Origin of the sequence: Streptomyces hiroshimensis, assembly GCF_014650335.1 — a bacterium.
GTDB lineage: Bacteria > Actinomycetota > Actinomycetes > Streptomycetales > Streptomycetaceae > Streptomyces > Streptomyces hiroshimensis.
The window spans coordinates 20,334-39,856 of sequence record NZ_BMUT01000016.1; the positions used below are offsets into that span (position 1 = coordinate 20,334).

The window sequence follows — 19,523 nt, forward strand, 5'->3', positions numbered from 1 at the left end:
TCGCTGTCCTGGCAGAGGTCGTTTGGCCCTCGGCGGCATCGCCGCCACAAGGGCACACCGGATCGCCAGCCTCCAGATGGGCACTACCCTCTGAAACGTGCCCGAAGACACCGAGTGGACGCCCCCGGAAGGCTCCTGGGCCTCATCGGCGGCCCGGCGCCGCAACATGCAGGCGATCCGCAACAAGGACACCAAGCCCGAGCAGCTGATCCGCCGCCTCGTCCATGCCCAGGGCCTCCGCTATCGCCTTCACGCGCGGCCCTTGCCAGACCTTCGCCGCACGGCAGACCTCGTCTTCCGCCCGGCGAAGGTCGCCGTCTTCATCGACGGCTGCTACTGGCACGGCTGCCCGGAGCACTACCTGGCGCCCCGGGTCAACGCCGGCTACTGGTCCGACAAGGTCGCCCGCAACATGGCCCGCGACCGGGACACGGACGAGCGCCTCGTTGAGGCGGGCTGGCTCGTGCTCCGCTTCTGGGAGCACGAATCCTCAGACGCCTGCAGCCTCAAGATCGCTGACACGGTCCGCCGACGCCGGGCTGAACTCGGCCTCTTGCCGGGCAACGGGGACTAGATCCTGCGCGACGGCCGCGGCCTGGCTGCCCTCAGGACGGAGGACAGCGGCGATAGCCCTTCCTACCGCTTCGGCAACCGGCGGCGGGAAAGCGTTGCCCACCTGGCGGTACCGGGCCGTCTTCCCGCCTTCAAAGTGCCAGTCCCGCGGGAATCCCTGGATGATGGCAGCCTGCTCAACCGTGAGCATCGGACCGTTCTCCCTGAAGAGATCCCGGTCAGGATCACACCTATCAGGGTCGTTGGCTACGCCCATGCCATCGATACCCAGCTCACCCCACGCAGCCTTTGCCCGGCTAGGCCCAAGATCAGCTCCGCCATGCTTCTTGGACCCACCAACGAGAGTCGGGGCCACGCCGCGTCCCTTGACGTCATCCCGCCACTTGTCGAGCACGGCCTGCCCCCTGGCCCCGTAGGGCTGGCACCGCTCGCTCATAGTTTGGTCGAGAGCCTCCGCCACAGTGAAGACGTTGTCATCGCCTACAGGCCACTCAAACTTCACATCAGCGGTGAACTCCTTGGCGATCATGACAAGGATGGCCCGAGGCCTGAGCTGCGGAACCCCATAACGGCAGGCTTCAATCAGCTCCCAGCCGCAGAAGTCGTAGCCGTACCCTTCCAGCTCTGCGACGATCCGGCTGCGGTAGTCCTCGAACTTCGCCTCCAGGATCCCCTTGACGTTCTCGATCATCACCGCCTTCGGGCGGAGCTGATTCACCAGCTGCAGCATCCTGGGGAAAAGGTCACGCTCGTCGTCCTCCCCCAGCTGCCGACCAGCGACAGAGAACGGCGGGCAGGGCACTCCACCGGCAAGAAGGTCCAGCTCTCCAGGCTTCAGAGCAAACTTCGAGAGCTGCTCGTGGGTGAAAGGGTTGACGTCAACAACGTCACCCTCAACAACCTCACAGCCCGTCCAATCCGGGTGATCACGCACATTCGTGCGCAGCGTCTTGCACGCAAACTTGTCGATCTCCAGGAGCGCAAGGTGGCGGAAACCGGCGTTGTGCAGGCCGACAGCCTGTCCGCCGGCACCAGCGCAGATCTCGATCGAGGTCAACGGCTGGGTATGTTCTGTGCCGGCGGTCACGGCTGGCTCCTCCTGAGTGCGATGTAAGCAGTTGCTCAAGTTTCGCAGAGACAGCGCCAAGCAACAGCTATCTCCCACCCAGGAGTCTCCCAGCTCAGACGTTCGCCACCTCCAGCAGGTCCAGAACTTGTACCTTGCGGCTAACTCATGCCCATGTGCTGCAGCAGAGCTGCGATGTCGTCCGAGGCAAGCCCAGCGGCCACCGACGGCTCTTCCTGCAGGTCAGAGAGCTGCTGGACGGAAGGGTCGTCGAGGATCTTGCCCATGAACTCAAGCTTCTGGTCAAGCCTCGCTTCGACTACCCCATCGATCGTGTTACGGGCGGCGAGGACGGTGACCCTCGTTTCCGTATCAGGACGCAGGCCAAGTCGGTGGATGCGGTCCAGGCTTTGCAAGAAACGGCCAGCCATGAAGTCCCTGTCCACGTAGACAGCGTCGTGGCACACGTGATGCAGGCTGATGCCCTCACCCAGCGTCGCCGGGTTGGAGATCAGGACCATGCAGCTCGGGTCTTCCCGGAAGCGCCGGAGCTCCTCGTCGCGATCGGGGGTCCCTCCGTACACCATGGCCGGGGCGTACTTCTCCAGAAGCTTCGCCAGCGTCGTCAGGCTCCGCACGAACGTCGTCCAGACCAGAGTCTTGCGTCCCTGCGCCGCGTTTGCGGCGACGATGGCAATGGCCTCTTTGTACTTAGGGGACAGCTCATAGTCAGGGAGATCCTGCAACAATGTGAACAATGAGTCACTCTGCGGAATCTCCAGCGGGGGCAGCTGGTAGGCCAGGGGCTCGTAGCGGGTAGCTCCCTCAAGGAGGAGTGCCGGACTCGTCGCAGCCATGAGCAGACGGAGCGCGGTCTTGCCGAGCGTGCTGAGGTCATCACGCGCCCCGTCACTCATCCCGTTTTTCACCGAGTTATAGATCTCGGCGTGGAGATCCGGCATGTCCACATACCGCACACGGACGTCCATGGGAGGCAGTCCGAGTTCCTGCTTAGTGGTCCTGGTGAAGAGCGGCCGCAGGACGGTGCTGGCATGACGGAGGTCGCCTCCCGCCACGGCCTGAACCACGGACCGCTGACCGTGGCCAGGCCAGACAAAGCCCAGCAGGTTCTCCAGGTCCTTGGAGCCGTTGGGAGCAGGCGTACCCGTCAGGATCAGTCTTCGCTTAGCGAGGGGGCCGAGCGCCATACAGGCCGCTCCATAAGTTCCACGGGCACCCAGCTTCATACGGTGCGCCTCATCCAAAATAATCATGGACGGGGCAGCCTGGAGCCAGGCAGCAAGCATGCCCAGCGAGCGGTCCAGGCGCTCGTAGTTAACGATCAGGACTTCGGCGAACGGGTCAAGCGACCGATCGGGAAACCACGGGCGCAGCGCATTTACGAAGCAGGCTCCAGTCTCGTACTCCCAGGACTCATAGGCTGACTTCGGGCAGACGACGAGCAGTCTGCGCGCCTTCCCCTGAGCCTTCTGTGCGGCATACACCGCAAGCGCCACGCGGGTCTTGCCGGCACCAGGGACACTGAAGTTCGCACCGTGCTGGAGTGACAGCAGTTTGGCGATATCACGCCGCTGGAAGGCATTCAGTTCAGCCTGCCAGTCGTGCCCCAGGATTTCAGGCACGTCGTCCGGCGAGACCTCCGGTGCCTGCTCAGGAGCGACCAGCCGCCTTTGCACTGCCTCAGCGTCCTGGAGGACACCAAGCACCAGATCCCGGAGCTCGGGATCCCACTCCACTCCGGTGTGATGAGGCCAGGTGCTGACTGCATTGAGGTCGGCCAGCAGGTCATCCAGGCCTACTGAAACGGACAGGGGGCCGAGCTGGCCGCCCGTAGGGAAACGGGCCGCCAGCTGAACCAGGTCTTCGCGATACTCATCAGTCGTCCTGAGGACGACCTTGGTGCGCGTCGCATCAAACGAAAGACGCAGAGAGGTCCGAGCGGTCGCCTCCGTCATCAGGAGCCCTCCACCGCTGCGGCCTCAAGCAACCACGAGACCCCGTCACCCGGGTGGGCGATGCCGCGGCCTGCCTGCTGGGCGAGCTTGCGGATGCTCTCTCTGAACTTCACCACCGCTTCATCGAAGGCCTCCTCGTCAAGGGACCGGGAAGCACGTGCCTGAACGAGATCGACTACACACTGGTCAATGTCTGCGCAGGCGTCGGCAAGCCGGGCGGGGGCAAGCTGCTTCCGCTTCCTCACCCGTGCGTCCCTGCCCGCAGAGTCAATCGCGCTGTCGAAGGCATCCTTCGCTTGGTTGAAGAGGTCCTGTGCGGTGCCATTCTGCGAGCCCAGCAGGTTGCCCACAGCGGTGCGGGCAGAGGCTTTTGCGCGCAGAATCTGGTCATTGAGGGCCCGGGCGGCCGAGACGGCCTTCGTGGCCCCGGGAACCGATACGCCCAGGCCCGGGACCATTACCGTCTCAGGCTCGTCGCTGCCCGCTGCAGCCTTCAGATCCGCCGGCAGCGTCTTCCCCAGGTAGTCCTTCTTGAGGAAATCCTCATCGATGTGCCGGACGTCCGTCTTAGAGAATCCCAGGAGAATCGCGGCTAGCCGCATCTCCTTGAGCACCTCTGCCTGATCCCGGTCGACCGCCGCCAGCTTCTCGTGTATGCGGTGAAGCTCCTTCAGCTTTTCCTGGTCGTCCTCGAAGTCAACGAGCCGCAGCGCTACGCCTCCTCCGCTCTTGCTGCGCTCGATCAACTCGCGGATCGTGCTCAGGATCCAGCGCTCCTGGTGATACGTAGCAGGACGGATCCGGAAGTCCTTGGCGATCGCATCCGGGGTACGCCCCAACGACGCCTGCTCCTCCATGGCCAGCAGACGGTTGATGTACGAGTAGTCGCGCCGGTGGTCCTTACGCAGCTGCAGCGACAGCTCGACCGCATTGATGTCTGCCCAGGTGAAGGATTCCGGCAAAACGCCCACCCGCATGGACTGGGCACCGATCTCCCTCAAGGCGGCAGCGCGGGTGTTGCCGTTAACCAGAACACCGTGGTGGGTGACCAGTCCCGGGTCGTTCTGGCCAAACTCCTTCAAGCTTTCCTTCAACTTGTCGAAGTCAGCGTCCCGCCGGTCCGGGTTAGCAGGCTCGGCCTGCAGCAGGAACTTCAGGTAGTCCTGACTCTCAGCGCTCCACGGATCCTTGTCGAGCGCCTCGTCAAGGTCAGGCTTGTGGCTGCGCTGAGCGCGGATGCGATGAGTGCCGGGGTTGAAGAAAAGGCCGCTGAGCGGCAGATCGATGACCTCAACATGCAGCGGCTGGCTGTTCAGATCGATCGTGACCGACTCCCGGGTAGCACCCGAGCTTTGCACCTCCTCCAGCCTCTTCTTGATCAACTCACTGAACTCGTGCGCCCGCGGCGGCGGCGCAAATTCACGCAGCATGGTTCCCCTTCCCTCGCTCACTCTTCATCGCTGGATACGGCCTGCTTAACAGCCGCACGGGACTCCTCCGGCAGAGTCCGGTAGACACCCCACAACTTCTCAAGGTGGCCCTGCTCCCGGCGGTCAGCTTCCATCCACTCCGCGAGGACCTGCCGCTCCAGCGGCGCGAGGGCCTTCACCACGGCGAGGAAGCCAACGAGATCCACCTCACGGACACCGCCACCCACGCGGCACCGGTTGCATTCGGTGACGAACTGGATGACGCTCGTGCCATCGGCAGAGCAAACCGTGCGCCGGGCAACGTCCAGCTTGGCCAGCATGACTCCACCGTCGTATGCCTCACCAGCGCCGATCCCACAGGTCCGGCACTGGTAGTTATCGGCCAGGAAGATCTTGTCCCGCTCCGCGCCGGAGAGGCTGGTCTTGTGCTTGGCCAGCTTGGCCTGGCCGGAAATCCATACTTCGGCCCCCCTGCTCACGTACCGCTGCTCGTCCAGGTTCAAAGACGGGTCATCACGGTTGGTGTCAATCTTCCAGCCGTAATCGCGCAGCTCACGGACGCGGCGGTCGATCTGTGCCACATCGGGGAAAGCCTTACGCAGCTCGGTCTTGGTGAAGATCTCCCCTTCCCCTACGACCGTTTCCAGCCAGAGAGCGGCCCGAACCCTGCCCCCGAACCCCTTGTCCTGCCACGACGGCAGCACCATCTGCAGCCCCACTTCCCTCTCTTGAGGTGTCTCGCACCTCGCCGCAGGCAACAGCTGACGCACTGCGACACCGTGTCCCCCCGGGTCTCCGGCGGTTCATCCATTACGCACCGTCGCCGAACAGAGGTCCAGCAAAAACCAGAGTTGCGCAGAAGATCGTCAATATGACCTGATGCACAATCGGGTGTGCCAGACAGCATGAAGGGTGGGGACTCAGATGCAGGCAGGACGCGTCGGCACCAGAATCAGCAAGGATCTGCCACCAGGACGACGACGGCTGGCAGAGACCCTCGTAGCCCTATACAGGCACATGAACCCGGCCTCGCTGGGGACCGCAGCCAAGGAGCTGGAGTCCCGCGGCTACAAGAAGGACCCCAGCGAGATATCCCGCTACCTGAATGGTGTACGCCTGCCGACAGAGGCCTTCGTCTTGCGGCTGTACGAGGCCGCGGTGGCGCGGGCAGGGACGGCAGCGGTCGGCATGACCAGGCAGCAGCTGCATGCGATCCACGCCGCAGCTGAGCCGAGGCTGTGCAGTACGTGCCCCCGTCTCAAGCGGGAGAACAACGAACTACGGCGGAGTCTCAAGCAAGTCAGCGATCGCGAAGCCGGCCTAGAAGCCGCTCTCGCCGCTGCGAGGGAGCGGGCAAGTTTCCTGCCGGTCCCCTCGCCGGAGGGGGACCGGCAGGAGCTAGCCCGGGATGTGGCAGCCGCAAACCATGTGGCACAGCGAACCGGCGACCTGCACCGCAAGGGCAAACGGAGCGCGGCGCTTGCCCTGCTGCGGGAAACAACGAGGATCCTCACACCGGCTGAGAGTGCAGCAGCACTCGTTCTGCTCCGCAGGCAACAGCACAAACAGCTCGCCGAGACCTTGATTCTGACCTACGGGCGGGATCAACCACACGATGCGGTGATCCGGACAGCCGTGAAACTGCACGACTACGGCCTGCCAGATGACGCCGGGGCGCTACTGCGAGCCGCTATGAAGTAATCCGTCGGCATAGAGCCAGCATCGGCGATGGCGTGCGCTTCAGCCGACCGTATGGGGCCACCCAGCCTTCGGCAATCCCGCTTCGAAGCGGATCTGGGCACGATCCAGGGCCGTGTCCGGGTCGGTGCCGTGGGCCTGGAACCAGTGGAGGAGGTCGGCGATGAGGTTTGTCGCCGCCTCCTCGGACGCCACACGGCCGAGCAGAGAGGCGGCTCCGGGCGCGGAACCTCGGCCGTAGAGAGTGAGGACGGCCTCGGCGTCGGCCATCCGGGGGTCCATCGGGAGTCCTTCCCCTACGGGAAGGCCCGTGGTCAGCTCGTACCAGGACGTCTTGCCGTGGTCGTGCATGGTCACGCCCCGGCGGCTGGCCAGGCGCCGGCCAGGGCGGTCCTCTCCCTGAGCCGGGAATCGCCGCGGGTCGGGGTCCCGGACCTCGATGCGCAGGTGGGGGCCGTCCAGCGACACCGTCACCCACGTCGGTGTCTCCGCGCCTACGTGGGTGATGACGTCGGTGATGAGCTCGGTCACGCACAGCTGCACGGCGCCCGCAAGGTCCGGGACTCCCCAGAGGGCAAGGGGCCCGGAGACCCACCGCCGCAAGTGCGCGACTCGTTCAGGGACGGCCAGGAACGGAAGTTCCTGCTTCCTAGGCGGTGCAACGCGCTGGCACATGTTCATGTGGATCAGTCCCCTCCGCCAGGACAGTGCTGCGCCCAGCCGCGTCCGTACGACTGCACTGCGTAGGCATCGCGCAGACGAGTATGGCAGCGAGAAATCCCGCCATGTAACTTCTCACGAACCTCGAAAGGGTGAATCCTGCGTCGGCAACTCCACTGCGGCATAGCCTCGTTGGCACGTCAGGGCCGGGGGCCCTGCCCGAAGGGAGAGCCGTACGTCATGCCGGTGCGAACCACGACCCGTCGCCGTCAGCTCGGCGCGACCCTGCGCAAGCTGCGAGCACGCAAGGGCATGACACTGGAGGAAGCGGGGCTGCTCGTCGGCGTCTCCAAGGCCACCGTAAGCAGGTACGAGACCCAAGCCGGCCCCGTGAAGTGGCCCATCATCGACGCTCTGTGCCGTGAATACGGAGCCTCCGACAAGGAGCGCAAAGCCGTTGTCGCCCTGGCCAAGGACGCCAAGCAGCAAGGCTGGTGGAACTCCTTCGCCGACTCCATCCCGGAGAGCATGAACCTGCTCCTCACCCTGGAGGACGAGGCGGCACGCGAGGACCACTTCGCGTGCCTCTACGTTCCCGGGCTCCTCCAGACGCGCAGGTACACCGAGGCCGTACAGCACGCCTCCGAGATGCGCCTGGCGCCCGAAGAGATCAAGCAGCTCGTCGACATCCGCATGAAGCGGCAGGAAGTGCTCAGCCGCACCGACCCACCCCACCTGTGGGCAATCCTCGACGAGTCAGTGATCCGGCGTGTGGTCGGGTCGCGAGAGGTCATGAGCGAACAGCTCGGCCACCTGCTTCAAGCCATCGACTCCCCCAACATCACGCTGCAGGTTCTCCCGTTTGCGAAGGGCGCCCACTCAGCAGCCATGGGCAGCTTCGTGATCATTGGCGGTGCAGAACCGTCGCTCGATGTCGTGTACGTCGACCTCCACCTTGGCTCGCTCTTCATGGAGAAGGAAGCGGAGTTGGAGCGATACAGACTTGCGTTCGACTACCTGCGCGCCCAAGCGTTGGATATGGCGGCCACGTCCGCCCTTATCGAACGCGTACTCAGGGAGTTGTGATGCAGGAAGCGCCCTCAGACATACCGAGGGAAGGATGGTTCAAGTCCTCGTACAGCGGCGCCGGACACACCGAGTGCGTCGAGGTCGCCCACGCCACTCAGCGCACGTTCGTCCGAGACTCCAAGGATCCAGACGGCCCTACGCTCGCCGTCTCACACGACGGATGGATGGCCTTCGTGGCCGACGCGAGACGCCGTAGCCCCCGCTGACACCGACCCTGCAGCCCGAAGCTCGGGATTCGGTGGCGTTCCAGGCCCATCAGCCGACGGCACCAGGAGATTTGAACCCCCGAGACTCGGGAGTCGGGACCCGAGCGATCCATACGTGGAATGGGTGGTGGGTGTTATCCCACCCTCCCTCCCAGCTCGCGCGTACGCACGCGTAAGCACACGACCATGACTTTGCGCAACCGGGTCGCCACGCCTCGCTGTCGGCGTGTAGCGTGCGCCACAACAAACAACCCCGGCACGGTGCTACCAACACCAGGCCGGGGTCTGACCACCTAGATCAAAGGGCACTGATCTCGTGGCTGTCGCCAACCCTACCGTTCCCCCCATGGCCGCGTCCGGATACGGCAAGCGGACCGCACCCGATCAAGCCCCGCGTGGCCGGGACGACTTCGCTCACCTCCCCACCCGCGAGGCGTACATCGCCGCTCACATCGACCGGCTTCCCGACGGCGCCGCCGTCGACATCAAGACCCTCGCCAAGGAGCTCCCCGCCTACGGACAGCAGGCCGTCGCCTCCGCCCTCAATGCCCTGTCCGAGGCCGGCCACCTGCGCCGTTTCAGGGAAGTCGTCGGCGAAGGCCGTACGCAGTGGGTGTCCCGCTCGTACTTCTCCCGGACCGCGCGGGACGACGCATGGTGGGCGGCCTTCCTCGACCGCGACTCCCGGCAGTCCGCGCCCCCGTCGGCCGCACCCTCGACCCAGGAAGCACCCCAGGAAGAACCCCGGAACCGGGCGCAAAACGAGTGCTCTCCCGCGTACATCGCCCTGGCCACCCTCGGCTGCTCCGACCCCCGCCTGACACTCTCCGCCGCCGAGTGCGCCGCCCTCGAAGGTCTCGCTGCTGAGTGGTTTGCGCGCGGCGTGACACCACTGGATTTCGCGCGGATCCTCACAGCCGGGCTTCCCGACGTCATCCACTGCCCGGGGGCTTTCACCCGTACGAGGCTCCACGACAGGATGCCGCCCGAGCTCCCCCGTCCCGTACATGCGGAGACAGTGGAACCCACCTGCCTCATGGAGTGCACCGGCTGCGCCGTTATCGGCCGCCCCGAAGCCCTCCCCGGCGGCCTGTGCCGTTCCTGCCGTGGCGACGTACCGGCCCTGGAGCCGCTCGACGAGGCGCGGGCAGCCGCCGTCCACGACCGCGTCGACCAGTTGCGCGCGCTGGCCCGCACGAGTCGCTGAGTGGCTCCACTCCCCGCTCGGCCATGACGGATGCAGCAGCGCGAGGAGACTGGTCCCTCCGGTGGTGATCCCACCCCACCGCCGAGCCTGTCGAATGCAGTGTCGATGATGTCCCTGTGGAGACAAATCTCAGGCTTTTCGCGGACTACTTCCAGATCCACCTTCTGGACGACGAGTCCGATGGCGATCTCAGTGACGTGTGGAATGAACAGACCGTCTCGGACGGGCTCGGCGTCACCGAGGAGGCCCTGGCCATTGGCACTGCCGTCAATGTCTACGTGGCAGTCAGCGTCCACGTCCTCGCGGCACAGCCGGACGACGACAGTGACGACTTCGACCACGTAGTCGAGGCCAGCCTCAACCTGGCGTCGGGGCGCCTCGTCGTCCTGGGCTGCACGGACTACTTCCCTGATGCAGCACGGTTCGACATGCCCGCCGGGTGGATCCGCATCCGGGCCTCGCGACGGAATCTGGCCGCCGCCGTCCACGCGGACATCGACTCCGACAATGCACCTGAAACCACCGAGCAGGTTCGCCTGCAAGCCTGGCCGACGTCGTACTCCCAGCCTCAGATCACCAAACGCTGGGCGAGCCCCGCCGCGTAGTTCGGGCCTGGGAGGATCGTGCGCCTCCCTGCACAACGCTGCGTGGCGAGCGGTGTGCCGCCCATGCCTCCCGTCGCCCCATTCCTCTCGTCGTCGCAGGCGGCATGCCAGGCTGGCAGCAGGGAAGCCGACCGGCATGATCGAGGGTTGCAGCCCCTGTCGGCGGAATTCCTCTACGAGGTGCCGTATCCGTCGGGCTGGACCGCCTGTTACAGCGTCCGGGTCGCCGAGGGAGAGCCCCGGCTGGGGGTCGACGGTGATCTGGACTGCGGCTGTCCGCGGATGACCGGGCTCGCCTGGGTGCCCCTGCCTCAGACCGCCTCTGCCGCGGCGCCCCTCATGGTGCCGACCCTGCTCATGGCCACGCCCGATCGGTAATCCGGCCGCCCTGCCCCCGCTCTCGGTCGGCGTCGTCCCATGAAGTTAGCTTTGGGCGAGGTCGTTGTCCTTTGATGCGGAGGTGTGGGATGGGTCAGGTTCCTACGGCTGTTGTTGCCGCGGGTGGGCTTGTCGGTGGGTACGGCGTTGCTCGGTGGACCAAGAAGCGGCCCCTGGGGGGTGCGGCGCTTGCCGTGGCCGGTGGGGTGGCGGCCCGGCAGTGGGCCGGGAAGGTCGGGGCGCCCAAGGCTGCCGCGCTGACCGGCCTGTACGTTGCCGCGTTCGCCGGGTCGCATCCGCTCGCCAAGAAGGTCGGGGCCTGGCCGGCTGTGTTCGGGGTGGCCGGGGTCGTCGCCTTGGCCTCCTGGATCACGGAAAGCCGGGACTGAATCCACCGGGACTGAATCCGGAGGAGCAGGCATCGGGCGGTTTCCCGCCGCCCGATGCCTCCGTGCTACGCCGATGCCTCCGTGCTACGCCGACGCCTGCGTGCTACGCCGACGCCTCCGTCAAGCGCTTCAGCTCCGCCTCCGTCAGCTTCAGGTCCGCCACCGCCAGCAGCGGCGCGAGCTGCTGCACCGTGCGGGCGCTGGCCAAGGGGGTCGCCACGGTGGGCTGGGCCGCGAGCCAGGCCAGGGCGACCGTGGCGAGCTCGGCGTCGTGGGCCGCCGCCACCTCGTCCAGGGCCGTCAGGACGCGGCGGCCGCGCTCCGTCTCCAGGTACTTTCCGGCACCCTGCGCGCGTGCGCTCTCCACCGTCGTGCCCGGACGGTACTTGCCGGTGAGGAAGCCCGAGGCCAGGGCGTAATAGGGGACGGCCGCGAGGTCGTGCTTCGCCGCTACGGCCGCCAGGTCGCCCTCATAGGTGTCGCGGGAGACCAGGTTGTAGTGGGGCTGGATCGCCACGTACTTCGCCAGGCCCGACGTCTCCGAGAACTCCAGGGCCTCCGTCAAACGCTCCGGCGTGATGTTCGAGGCCGCGATCTCGCGGACCTTGCCCTCCTTCACCAGCGCGTCGAGGGCCGTGATGAACTCCTCCACCGGCACCGACTCGTCGTCGTAGTGCGTGTAGTAGAGGTCGATGTAATCGGTGCGCAGACGGCGCAGCGATTCCTCCACGCCCGCCTTGATCACCGGCGCACGCAGGCCCCGCGGCTGCGGCACGCCCGCGCCGACCTTCGTGGCGAGGACGATGTCGTCACGGTTGCCGCGCGCGGCGAACCAGTTGCCGATGACGGTCTCCGACTCGCCGCCCGCATTGCCCGGGACCCAGGCGGAGTAGACGTCGGCGGTGTCGATGAAATTACCGCCCGCCGCCGCGTACGCATCGAGGACGGCGAACGACTCCGCCTCGTCCGCCGTCCACCCGAAGACATTGCCGCCGAGCGCCAGCGGGTGGACGGAGAGATTGCCGATCTTCTTGTGAATGTCAGCCATGTGCTTGTTCAGCGCCCTTGCGGGGCTTGATATTCCGCTACTCCGCTACGGCTGCAGGCCCTTGCCCCGCAGCCACCCCAGCGGGTCGATCGGCGCGCCCCCGCCCGGGCGGACCTCCAGGTGCAGGTGCGGGCCCGTGACGTTGCCCGTCGCGCCGACACGGCCTATGAGCTGGCCCGGCGCGACCTTCCCCGACGTGACGACCATCGACGACAGGTGGCAGAACCACAGCTCCGTGCCGTTGTCGAGCCTCAGGACGATGCGGTAGCCGTACGCCCCGGCCCAGCCGGCCTGCACGATCGTGCCGCCGCCCACCGCCTTCACCGGCGTGCCGGTCGGGGCGGCGAAATCCTCCCCCGTGTGGTTCGCGGACCACATGTTCCCCGCCTGGCCGAAACCGGCCGTCAGGGTGTACGAGGCGAGGGGGAGCCTGAACCCGCCCGTGCTGATGCCGGTGCCCGTGCCCGTACCGGTACCCATGCCGGTGCCGGTGCCCGTGCCGGTGCTGGATCCGGCTCCGGTGCCGGATCCGGAGTGACGGGCAGCCGGAGCGGATCGCTGCTTCTTCGGGGCCTGCTGCTTCGCCGTCTGCTGCTCCGGTGCCGTCGCCTGCGCCCGCTCCCCCTCCCGTTCCTTCTCCGCCGCCTCCGCGGACCGCGCCGCCGCCTCCGCCGCCTTCTTCTGCGTCTCCGCAGCCTGCTTCACCTGGGCCGCCTGGGCCTCGGCCTCTGCCACACCCTGCTGGTGGTCGGCCTGCTCCAGGATTCTCGCCCGGAGCACCTCACCCGCCGCCGCCGCGCTCTCGGCCATCTCAGTGGCATCGGCGGTGGCCCCTGCAGTGACATCAGCGGCGGCCGAATCGACCGAGCCCGCCGCGCTCCCCGTGAAGAACGAGCCCACTCCCGGCAGCTGCGCCAGGTCGGGCATGGATATGGAGGCGGCCGGGCGCTCCTGGGCGTGCGCCATGCCGCCCGCGCCGACCGCCGCGATGACGCCCACGCCGAGCACGGCGCCGCTGCGGGCCATCGTGCCGCCGCGCTGCTTCACGACGCGGTGGCGACCGCGGCCCGTGCCGAAGAAGTTGTAGACGGACGACCGGTCGGCAGCGGGGACGTACGACGACCCGGGGCCGTACCCGGCGGCCTGCGACTCGTACCGCAGCTCCGGCTCGGGCTCTCGTTCCCGCTCAGGCTCGTACGGCGGTACGTACGCCGGGACCAGCGGCGGGTCGTAAGCAGCACTCTCGTACGCAGCAGGCTCGTAGGCGCCACGCTCGTACGCGCCAGGCTCGTACGCGGCAGGCTCATTGGATGCCACGAAGGCACTCCTTTCCTTCCTTCTCGCCTACCGGGTTAGCTGACGGGTTCGGAGCAGGAAGGTCTCCTACGGGCCGCACGCGGCCCGATTCACCCCAGGGTGGTGGTTCCCCGGTTCCCAGAACTTGCCGGTGTATCAGGTGGTGCTGTGCCCGCGGGATTCGGCGAAGGCGCACGGCGCAGCGCCTCTTGCGGCGTTGCGACAACCGCGCTCCGTTATCAAACGTTAATAGACATGCCGGGTGGATTCCAAGCCGAACGCCCGAATCGACCGATGCCCTCGCGCACATCTTCACAGGACGTGCGCCCACGGAACCTGTCGATGCTTTCCACGAAATGCTGTTCGATCCGCTCGCCGCGCCGAATCGCCAACAGCGCCATGTCGTCGTCGGCCTGACCCCCCGAATGGCGCGCGACGTCCGCGACCAGGGCGTCCAGCAGCGCTTCCGGGTTCTTGAACCGACAGCCCGTCAGCCCCGCCCGGGGGTCGTAGAACGTGCCGCCGGCATCCCTCGCCTCGGTCACCCCGTCCGTCATCAGCAGCAGCATCGCCCCCGCGGGAAACTCCCGCTCCTCCGCCCGGTCCGGCCACACCCCCAGCTCGCCCAGGCCGAGCGGCAGCGCGGGGACGGCGGGGTCGGCCACGCCGATGCGGCCGTCCGCGTGCAGCAGGAGCGGTGAGGGGTGGCCGCGGTTCAGCAGCCGGAACACGGGTTCGCCCGGCGGCAGCTCCGCCAGTACGGCCGTGGTGAAGCCCTCGGCCTGATCCACGGCGTCGGCACGGAGGTTCGCCCGCCGCGCGCCCTCCCGCTGGAGCGCGTGCTCCAGCCGCCCCGCGAGCCCCTCCAGCGTGGGCTCCTGCTCGGCCGCCTCCCGGAACGCGCCGATCACCACGGCGACCGCCTCGACCGCGCCCAGACCCTTGCCGCGGACGTCACCGACGATGACCCGTACGCCGTGCGGGGTGTCCTGGACCGCGTAGAGATCGCCCCCGATCCGGGCGTCGGCCTGGGCGGCCACATAGCGCGCGGCCACGCGGAGGCCGCCGATCCGGGACGGGGGCGCGGGCAGGACGGCGCGCTGGGCCGCTTCCGCGATGCCGCGGGCGGAGGCGAGCTGCTGATGGCTGCGACGAGCGATGCGGTTGATGCCGAGCGCGACCAGGGAGACCGCACCGATGGCGGCGATCTCGGCCAGCGCCTCACCGGTGTCGGCTGGCCGGTGGTAGAAGACGAGGCCGACAGCGACCGCCACTGCGGCCAGGGCGGCCGTGGCGGTGACGCGGAGGGTGTGCAGCGGTGCCGCCACGAGGGGCGCGGCGGAGAGAAAAGGGGCGCACGTGTAGTTCGCGGGAGCCCCGAGGGCGAAGAGCACGCCGCCGACGATCAGAGCGGCCGGGAGCCTGCGGGCGGCTCGGCGGGCCGTACGGCGAAAGGTGCGGCGACCGCCGACGCGACGGTCGACGCGACGGTCACTGAGGCCGCCGACCGCACGGCGGGCAGAACGGCTCTCTCGCTTGCCCACCGCGCTCTCTCTCCTGATCGGCAGTCCCGCACGTCACGACCTCCCACCCTTCCGGGCGGGAGGTCGGCAGGCGAACGGAACTGGGCCAACCGGGGAGGGAGGCCCTAGGAGAGGGACCTGCAGAACGGGCTGCAGAACGGGCTGCAGAAAGGGCTACGAGGAGCGACGCTCCCGTGCGCCCCCGGTGCCCCGGCCGGCGCCACCCCGGCCGGCGCCACCCCGGCCGGACCCGCGGCCGGAAGCCGCACCGGAAGCGCCACCGGACGCCCGGCCGGCACCCCGGCCCGAGCCACCCGCGCCCCGGCCCGAACCACCGGCACCACCCGCACCGTAAGACCCGGAGGACGACGAAGCCGAGGAAGACGAGGAGGACGAGGAAGACGACGCCCCGGAAGACGTCCCCGGACGCACCCGCCCGCGACCGCCACGCGAACCACGCGTGCCCCGCGAGCCACGCGAACCCGCAGCAGCCGCAGCCCCACCGGCGGACCCGGCACTCGCGCCGCCCCCGCCCGACCGCTTGCGCGGCGTCGACTGGGCCGGGACCGGCGGAGCGATGACCACCGGCACGCCGCTGGGCTCCTGGGCGCCCGTGATGCGGACGAGCTCCTCGTCCTTCGGGCCGACCGTCACCACATTCGGGCTGATCTTGGCCGTGACCATCATCCGGCTCATCTCGCGCCGCTGCTCGGGCAGCACCAGCGTGACGACCGTGCCGGACTCGCCCGCGCGGGCCGTACGGCCGCCGCGGTGCAGGTAGTCCTTGTGGTCCATGGGCGGGTCGACGTTCACGACGAGGTCGAGGCCGTCGATGTGGATGCCGCGCGCGGCCACGTTCGTGGCGATCAGCGCGGTGACCTCCTGCGTACGGAAGAGGTCCAGGGTGCGGTTGCGCTGCGGCTGGCTCTTGCCGCCGTGCAGCGCGGCGGCGCGCACACCCTCGGACAGCAGCTTCTTCACCAGGCGGTCGGCGCCGCGCTTGGTGTCCACGAACATGATCACGCGGCCGTCGCGGGCGGCGATCCGGGTGACCGTGTCCTTCTTGTCCAGCTCGCTGACGTGCAGCAGGTGGTGGTCCATCGTGACGACCGCGCCCACCGACGCGTCGACGGAGTGCGTCACCGGGTCGGAGAGGAAGCGGCGGACGAGCCGGTCGACGTTGCGGTCGAGGGTCGCGGAGAACAGCATCCGCTGCCCCTCGGGGTCGACCTGGTCCAGCAGCTTGGTGACCTGCGGCAGGAAGCCCATGTCGGCCATCTGGTCGGCCTCGTCCAGGACCGTGATCCGCACGTCGCCGAGCTTGCAGTCACCGCGCTGGATGAGGTCCGCGAGACGGCCCGGGGTGGCGACGAGCACCTCGGCGCCGCGCGCGAGCGTCTGCGCCTGCCGGCCGATGGACATGCCGCCGACGACCGTGGCCGTCCGCAGGTTCACGGCGGTGGCGTACGGGGCGAGCGAGTCGGTGACCTGCTGCGCGAGCTCGCGGGTGGGGACCAGCACGAGGGCGAGCGGGCGGCCGGGCTCGGCGCGGCGGCCGGCCGTACGGGCCAGCATGGCCAGGCCGAACGCGAGGGTCTTGCCGGAGCCGGTGCGGCCGCGGCCGAGGACGTCACGGCCGGTGAGCGAGTTGGGCAGCGTCGCGGCCTGGATCGGGAACGGCTCGGTGACGCCCTCGCGGGTCAGCGTGGAGAGCAGGCCGGCGGGCATGTCCAGCTCGGCGAAGGTCTCCACCGGCGGCAGCGCCGGGGTCGTGCTGACCGGGGTCTCGAAGTCACCCTGGGGGGCGGCGGGGCGGCGGCGCGACGGCTGGGCGCCGGCACGGCCGCCCTGCTGGGAGCCGCGGTTCTGCTGAGCACCGCGGCTCTGCTGGGGGCCGCGGGAACGAGTGGGGCGGGCGGAGCGAGTCATACGGGTGGGACCTTCCCTCAATGGGGGTGGCACGCCCGAAAAGGAGACTTCGCATCGCGAGACCGTCCGGACCGTCCGGAATTCCGGAACGAGAACGGTCGGACGGCGGAAAAGCCTGGGCGCGCTGGTGCGGGACGACAGCCGGCACGCGGGCGCCGGCAGGCGCAGGGGCAGCAATCGCTGGGCATCGATCGCAGGGGCAGCAATGGGGCCCGCACCCCGAGGTGCGGGCCCCATTGCCTGGTGCTTCATGCAGAGCCCGGTGCCGCCGTCAGGCGGACCGGGCGGGCATCATCGTCAGGCAGCGACGATGTTCTCGGCCTGCAGGCCCTTCTGGCCCTGCGTGACGTCGAAGGAAACCTTCTGGCCCTCGAACAGCTCACGGAAGCCGTTGGAGGCGATGTTCGAGTAGTGGGCGAAGACGTCGGGGCCGCCGCCGTCCTGCTCGATGAAGCCGAAGCCCTTTTCCGAGTTGAACCACTTCACGGTGCCAGTAGCCATGTCTATCTCCTTAGTGGATGCACCCTCGACGGATGCCGATGGTGCAACGGGCCCCACACCGGAATAGACCGGCAAAAACAAAAATGCGCCTTCGGTTCACATAACCGTCAGGCGCACACGAGTTCATGGGTACCACAACTGAAACGTCAGTTAAGCGTAGCACACGTCCGTAGCACACGTCGGCGGCCCCCGTTTCACCCGCCCGCCGACGGTGCGCAGCCCCGCGGCAGCCCGGTGCCGCTACAGCTCCACTACAGCCACCCCTACAGCCCCCTCAGCTCCCCTACAGCTCCACGCCCTGGGCGCGGGCGTGGCGGTCCGCCGCCACCTCGGCCTCCGCCTCGTCCAGATAGACCTCGCAGACCAGGCGGCCGTCGGCGTTCATGTTGTGCTCCAGCTCCCACAGGCTGAGCTCGCCGCCGCCCTCCAGCAGGAAGGCGTGCTCGTAGAAGCGGCACCAGGTGGCGTCGCGCCCGGGGCCCCGGCGCCTCGGCTTGGTGATCAGCGCGATGTGGTGACCGAGCGCCCCCTGGAGCAGCTCGCGCACCACCTCACCGGGCCCGTCCGCGTTCTCCGCGCGCCGCAGCAGCCGCCGGGCGTGATCGGGCGAGGCGTCGGAGACGTACTCCCGGCGGGGCTGCACCGGCCCCATGGCCAGCAGCAGCTCCTCCGCCAGCCAGGCGGGCAGCTCCTCGGTCTCGCTGCCGGGGCCGATGCCGCCCCCGATCCGGTCGTGCACGCGCCGCTCGGCCCGGTCGAGGGCGTCCTCGTCCGCGTAGAGCTCGTAGAGGAAGACGTCCTCCGGACCCGTGTTGTGCTCCAGCTCGAACAGCAGCAGGCTGCTGCCGTCCGCCAGCAGGAACACATGCCGGTACGAATTGCAGCGCAGGGGACGCCGGTCGTCATTGCGCTGGCGGTACGAGCGGAGCTCGGCCTGATGCATCAGCGCCGTCCGCAGCCGGACGAGCATCCGCTCGTCGATCTCGAAGCCGTTCTGCGCCCGCCCCAGCAGCGCGCCCACATGCTCGGCGGGCGTGGTCTCGACTCCCGCCGCTCCCGCCGGGCCGCCCGGTCCCTGGCCGTGCTCCGTGCGCCCCCTGTGCGCCCTGTACGCCGGGCTCTGGTTCCCCCACTCTCCTCGCTCGCTTCCGCTGCCGTTCTCACCCGCTCGCGAGTTCTCCATGCCTCCGACCTCCCGGACCTCGCCGCGCCCACCCCGCGCACTTACCGTAGCGGCGCGAACACGGGACGGGGGCGGGGTTTCGGGGAACTGGGTGCGCAGAGGTCCGGGCACGCGGGGGGCGTCCAGCGGTGGCTCGGGGGGTGGGGCGTGCGCGTGCCGTGCGCCCCCTGGCCCGGCGGGCTGTGGAGTGCCTGCCGGGAGGCCCGTACGACGTCCCCCGCACCGCCCGTCGCCCGCACGGTCGTTGAGGCAGCCGTGCATGTCCCGCCGGTTCGCGAGGAATTCAAGGATGTTCTGCTGCATGAAGCCCGAGCGGCGACTCACGGACAGGGCCCGCGTAGACGTTCTCGCTGACGGCAGTGCTCCAGGAAGCCCTCGGGCGCGTACGCCTTCAGGCCGGGCGCGATGACGTCCTTGGCATCGTCGCAGAACAGGCCGCGGGGGCCGCCGAAGTGGTCGACGCGCCCCGGGCCGGGAGCGGGCCGGGAATGCGGAAGCGCCCCGCCCGGAAGAACCGGACGAGGCGCTCGTGCGCAGGTCAGAGGGGGTTTCCCTCGCCCGCATCGCGTAGGCCGTGTGGGACTCGAACCCACAACCAATGGATTAAAAGTCCACTGCTCTGCCAATTGAGCTAACGGCCCGCACCCCGCAGCATAGCCCGGACGACCGCGTTATCCCGAGTCGTTATGGCCGATGCGTCGGACGGGAGTGCAGACGCAGCGGGGCCCGTACGCCACCGAAGTGCCGTACGGGCCCCAAATCACCT

Annotated in this window: 19 protein-coding genes, 1 tRNA gene and 1 riboswitch; of the genes, 8 read left to right on the top strand and 12 right to left on the bottom strand. The window is 68.3% G+C overall.

Going from position 1 to position 19,523, the window contains the following annotated elements; all coding sequences use genetic code 11:
• Positions 1–97 precede the first annotated feature (97 nt).
• On the top strand, positions 98–574 hold the full coding sequence (locus tag IE241_RS28840) for a very short patch repair endonuclease (protein WP_190024803.1): 477 nt from the start codon (positions 98–100) through the stop codon (positions 572–574).
• On the opposite strand, the gene IE241_RS28845 is transcribed toward IE241_RS28840, so the two are convergent.
• The 4 genes from IE241_RS28845 to IE241_RS28860 all read right to left on the bottom strand — a co-directional run bounded on the left by IE241_RS28845 (position 491) and on the right by IE241_RS28860 (position 5,764).
• Complete coding sequence (locus IE241_RS28845) at positions 491–1,660, bottom strand: DNA cytosine methyltransferase (RefSeq protein WP_190024804.1); 1,170 nt, start codon at positions 1,658–1,660, stop codon at positions 491–493. The genes IE241_RS28840 and IE241_RS28845 overlap by 84 nt on opposite strands.
• A gap of 140 nt (positions 1,661–1,800) precedes the next feature.
• Positions 1,801–3,615 (bottom strand): DEAD/DEAH box helicase, encoded by a 1,815-nt coding sequence (locus IE241_RS28850; RefSeq protein ID WP_190024805.1) that lies wholly within the window; start codon positions 3,613–3,615, stop codon positions 1,801–1,803.
• The gene (locus IE241_RS28855) at positions 3,615–5,045 is read right to left on the bottom strand and encodes a ParB N-terminal domain-containing protein (RefSeq protein WP_190024806.1); all 1,431 of its coding nucleotides are present in this window, start codon (positions 5,043–5,045) and stop codon (positions 3,615–3,617) included. Before IE241_RS28855 ends, IE241_RS28850 begins: the two co-directional genes overlap by 1 nt.
• A 17-nt stretch (positions 5,046–5,062) precedes the next feature.
• Positions 5,063–5,764, bottom strand: a complete 702-nt coding sequence (locus IE241_RS28860) for a KpnI family restriction enzyme N-terminal domain-containing protein (protein ID WP_229899965.1) — start codon at positions 5,762–5,764, stop codon at positions 5,063–5,065.
• Positions 5,765–5,969: 205 nt separating this feature from the next.
• Between IE241_RS28860 and IE241_RS28865 the strand changes: the two genes are divergently transcribed.
• Complete coding sequence (locus IE241_RS28865) at positions 5,970–6,746, top strand: hypothetical protein (RefSeq protein ID WP_190024807.1); 777 nt, start codon at positions 5,970–5,972, stop codon at positions 6,744–6,746.
• A 39-nt stretch (positions 6,747–6,785) separates the two neighbouring features.
• Here IE241_RS28865 and IE241_RS28870 read toward each other — a convergent pair whose 3' ends face one another.
• Positions 6,786–7,424: an ATP-binding protein gene (locus IE241_RS28870; RefSeq protein WP_373300798.1), complete on the bottom strand. Its 639-nt coding sequence runs from the start codon at positions 7,422–7,424 to the stop codon at positions 6,786–6,788.
• A gap of 219 nt (positions 7,425–7,643) precedes the next feature.
• On the opposite strand from IE241_RS28870, the gene IE241_RS28875 reads away from it, so the two are divergent.
• The 6 genes from IE241_RS28875 (at position 7,644) to IE241_RS28900 (ending at position 11,277) form a co-directional block, all read left to right on the top strand.
• A complete protein-coding gene (locus IE241_RS28875) occupies positions 7,644–8,489 on the top strand; it encodes a helix-turn-helix domain-containing protein (protein ID WP_190024809.1) in 846 nt (281 codons plus the stop codon).
• Complete coding sequence (locus tag IE241_RS28880) at positions 8,489–8,698, top strand: DUF397 domain-containing protein (protein ID WP_190024810.1); 210 nt, start codon at positions 8,489–8,491, stop codon at positions 8,696–8,698. The genes IE241_RS28875 and IE241_RS28880 overlap by 1 nt, the downstream gene beginning before the upstream one ends.
• Positions 8,699–9,044: 346 nt before the next feature.
• Complete coding sequence (locus tag IE241_RS28885) at positions 9,045–9,905, top strand: hypothetical protein (RefSeq protein ID WP_190024811.1); 861 nt, start codon at positions 9,045–9,047, stop codon at positions 9,903–9,905.
• A gap of 116 nt (positions 9,906–10,021) precedes the next feature.
• Positions 10,022–10,510 carry a hypothetical protein gene (locus IE241_RS28890; protein WP_190024812.1) on the top strand — a complete coding sequence of 163 codons (489 nt, stop codon included), beginning with the start codon at positions 10,022–10,024 and terminating at the stop codon, positions 10,508–10,510.
• A gap of 147 nt (positions 10,511–10,657) precedes the next feature.
• Positions 10,658–10,888 (top strand): hypothetical protein, encoded by a 231-nt coding sequence (locus IE241_RS28895; RefSeq protein WP_190024813.1) that lies wholly within the window; start codon positions 10,658–10,660, stop codon positions 10,886–10,888.
• Between the two features lie 89 nt (positions 10,889–10,977).
• Positions 10,978–11,277 (top strand): hypothetical protein, encoded by a 300-nt coding sequence (locus IE241_RS28900; RefSeq protein ID WP_190024814.1) that lies wholly within the window; start codon positions 10,978–10,980, stop codon positions 11,275–11,277.
• Positions 11,278–11,380: 103 nt separating this feature from the next.
• Here IE241_RS28900 and IE241_RS28905 read toward each other — a convergent pair whose 3' ends face one another.
• The 7 genes from IE241_RS28905 to IE241_RS28935 form a co-directional block, all read right to left on the bottom strand.
• A complete protein-coding gene (locus IE241_RS28905; protein WP_190024815.1) occupies positions 11,381–12,325 on the bottom strand; it encodes an aldo/keto reductase in 945 nt (314 codons plus the stop codon).
• A gap of 45 nt (positions 12,326–12,370) precedes the next feature.
• Entirely contained in the window at positions 12,371–13,642 is a 1,272-nt protein-coding gene (locus IE241_RS28910; protein ID WP_229899969.1) for a M23 family metallopeptidase, read from the bottom strand.
• 9 nt (positions 13,643–13,651) lie between these two features.
• Positions 13,652–13,782: riboswitch (cyclic di-AMP (ydaO/yuaA leader) on the bottom strand.
• Between the two features lie 78 nt (positions 13,783–13,860).
• On the bottom strand, positions 13,861–15,165 hold the full coding sequence (locus tag IE241_RS28915) for a PP2C family protein-serine/threonine phosphatase (protein WP_190024816.1): 1,305 nt from the start codon (positions 15,163–15,165) through the stop codon (positions 13,861–13,863).
• Between the two features lie 153 nt (positions 15,166–15,318).
• Positions 15,319–17,073, bottom strand: coding sequence for a DEAD/DEAH box helicase (locus IE241_RS28920; protein WP_190024817.1), 1,755 nt, complete (start codon positions 17,071–17,073; stop codon positions 15,319–15,321).
• Between the two features lie 297 nt (positions 17,074–17,370).
• Positions 17,371–17,574, bottom strand: a complete 204-nt coding sequence (locus tag IE241_RS28925; protein ID WP_030367061.1) for a cold-shock protein — start codon at positions 17,572–17,574, stop codon at positions 17,371–17,373.
• A gap of 283 nt (positions 17,575–17,857) precedes the next feature.
• The gene (locus IE241_RS28930; protein ID WP_229899971.1) at positions 17,858–18,757 is read right to left on the bottom strand and encodes a DUF6227 family protein; all 900 of its coding nucleotides are present in this window, start codon (positions 18,755–18,757) and stop codon (positions 17,858–17,860) included.
• 568 nt (positions 18,758–19,325) lie between these two features.
• Positions 19,326–19,398 (bottom strand) — tRNA-Lys (locus IE241_RS28935).
• Between the last annotated feature and the right edge of the window lie 125 nt (positions 19,399–19,523).

What these genes read in the sequence shown, in the direction of transcription:
- IE241_RS28925 (WP_030367061.1), bottom strand. Translation starts at nt 17,574, where the DNA reads ATGGCTACTGGCACCGTGAAGTGGTTCAACTCGGAAAAGGGCTTCGGC.
- IE241_RS28870 (WP_373300798.1), bottom strand. Translation starts at nt 7,424, where the DNA reads ATGAACATGTGCCAGCGCGTTGCACCGCCTAGGAAGCAGGAACTTCCG.
- IE241_RS28900 (WP_190024814.1), top strand. Translation starts at nt 10,978, where the DNA reads ATGGGTCAGGTTCCTACGGCTGTTGTTGCCGCGGGTGGGCTTGTCGGT.
- IE241_RS28865 (WP_190024807.1), top strand. Translation starts at nt 5,970, where the DNA reads ATGCAGGCAGGACGCGTCGGCACCAGAATCAGCAAGGATCTGCCACCA.
- IE241_RS28905 (WP_190024815.1), bottom strand. Translation starts at nt 12,325, where the DNA reads ATGGCTGACATTCACAAGAAGATCGGCAATCTCTCCGTCCACCCGCTG.
- IE241_RS28875 (WP_190024809.1), top strand. Translation starts at nt 7,644, where the DNA reads ATGCCGGTGCGAACCACGACCCGTCGCCGTCAGCTCGGCGCGACCCTG.
- IE241_RS28880 (WP_190024810.1), top strand. Translation starts at nt 8,489, where the DNA reads ATGCAGGAAGCGCCCTCAGACATACCGAGGGAAGGATGGTTCAAGTCC.
- IE241_RS28885 (WP_190024811.1), top strand. Translation starts at nt 9,045, where the DNA reads ATGGCCGCGTCCGGATACGGCAAGCGGACCGCACCCGATCAAGCCCCG.
- IE241_RS28855 (WP_190024806.1), bottom strand. Translation starts at nt 5,045, where the DNA reads ATGCTGCGTGAATTTGCGCCGCCGCCGCGGGCGCACGAGTTCAGTGAG.
- IE241_RS28920 (WP_190024817.1), bottom strand. Translation starts at nt 17,073, where the DNA reads ATGACTCGCTCCGCCCGCCCCACTCGTTCCCGCGGCCCCCAGCAGAGC.
- IE241_RS28930 (WP_229899971.1), bottom strand. Translation starts at nt 18,757, where the DNA reads ATGGAGAACTCGCGAGCGGGTGAGAACGGCAGCGGAAGCGAGCGAGGA.
- IE241_RS28850 (WP_190024805.1), bottom strand. Translation starts at nt 3,615, where the DNA reads ATGACGGAGGCGACCGCTCGGACCTCTCTGCGTCTTTCGTTTGATGCG.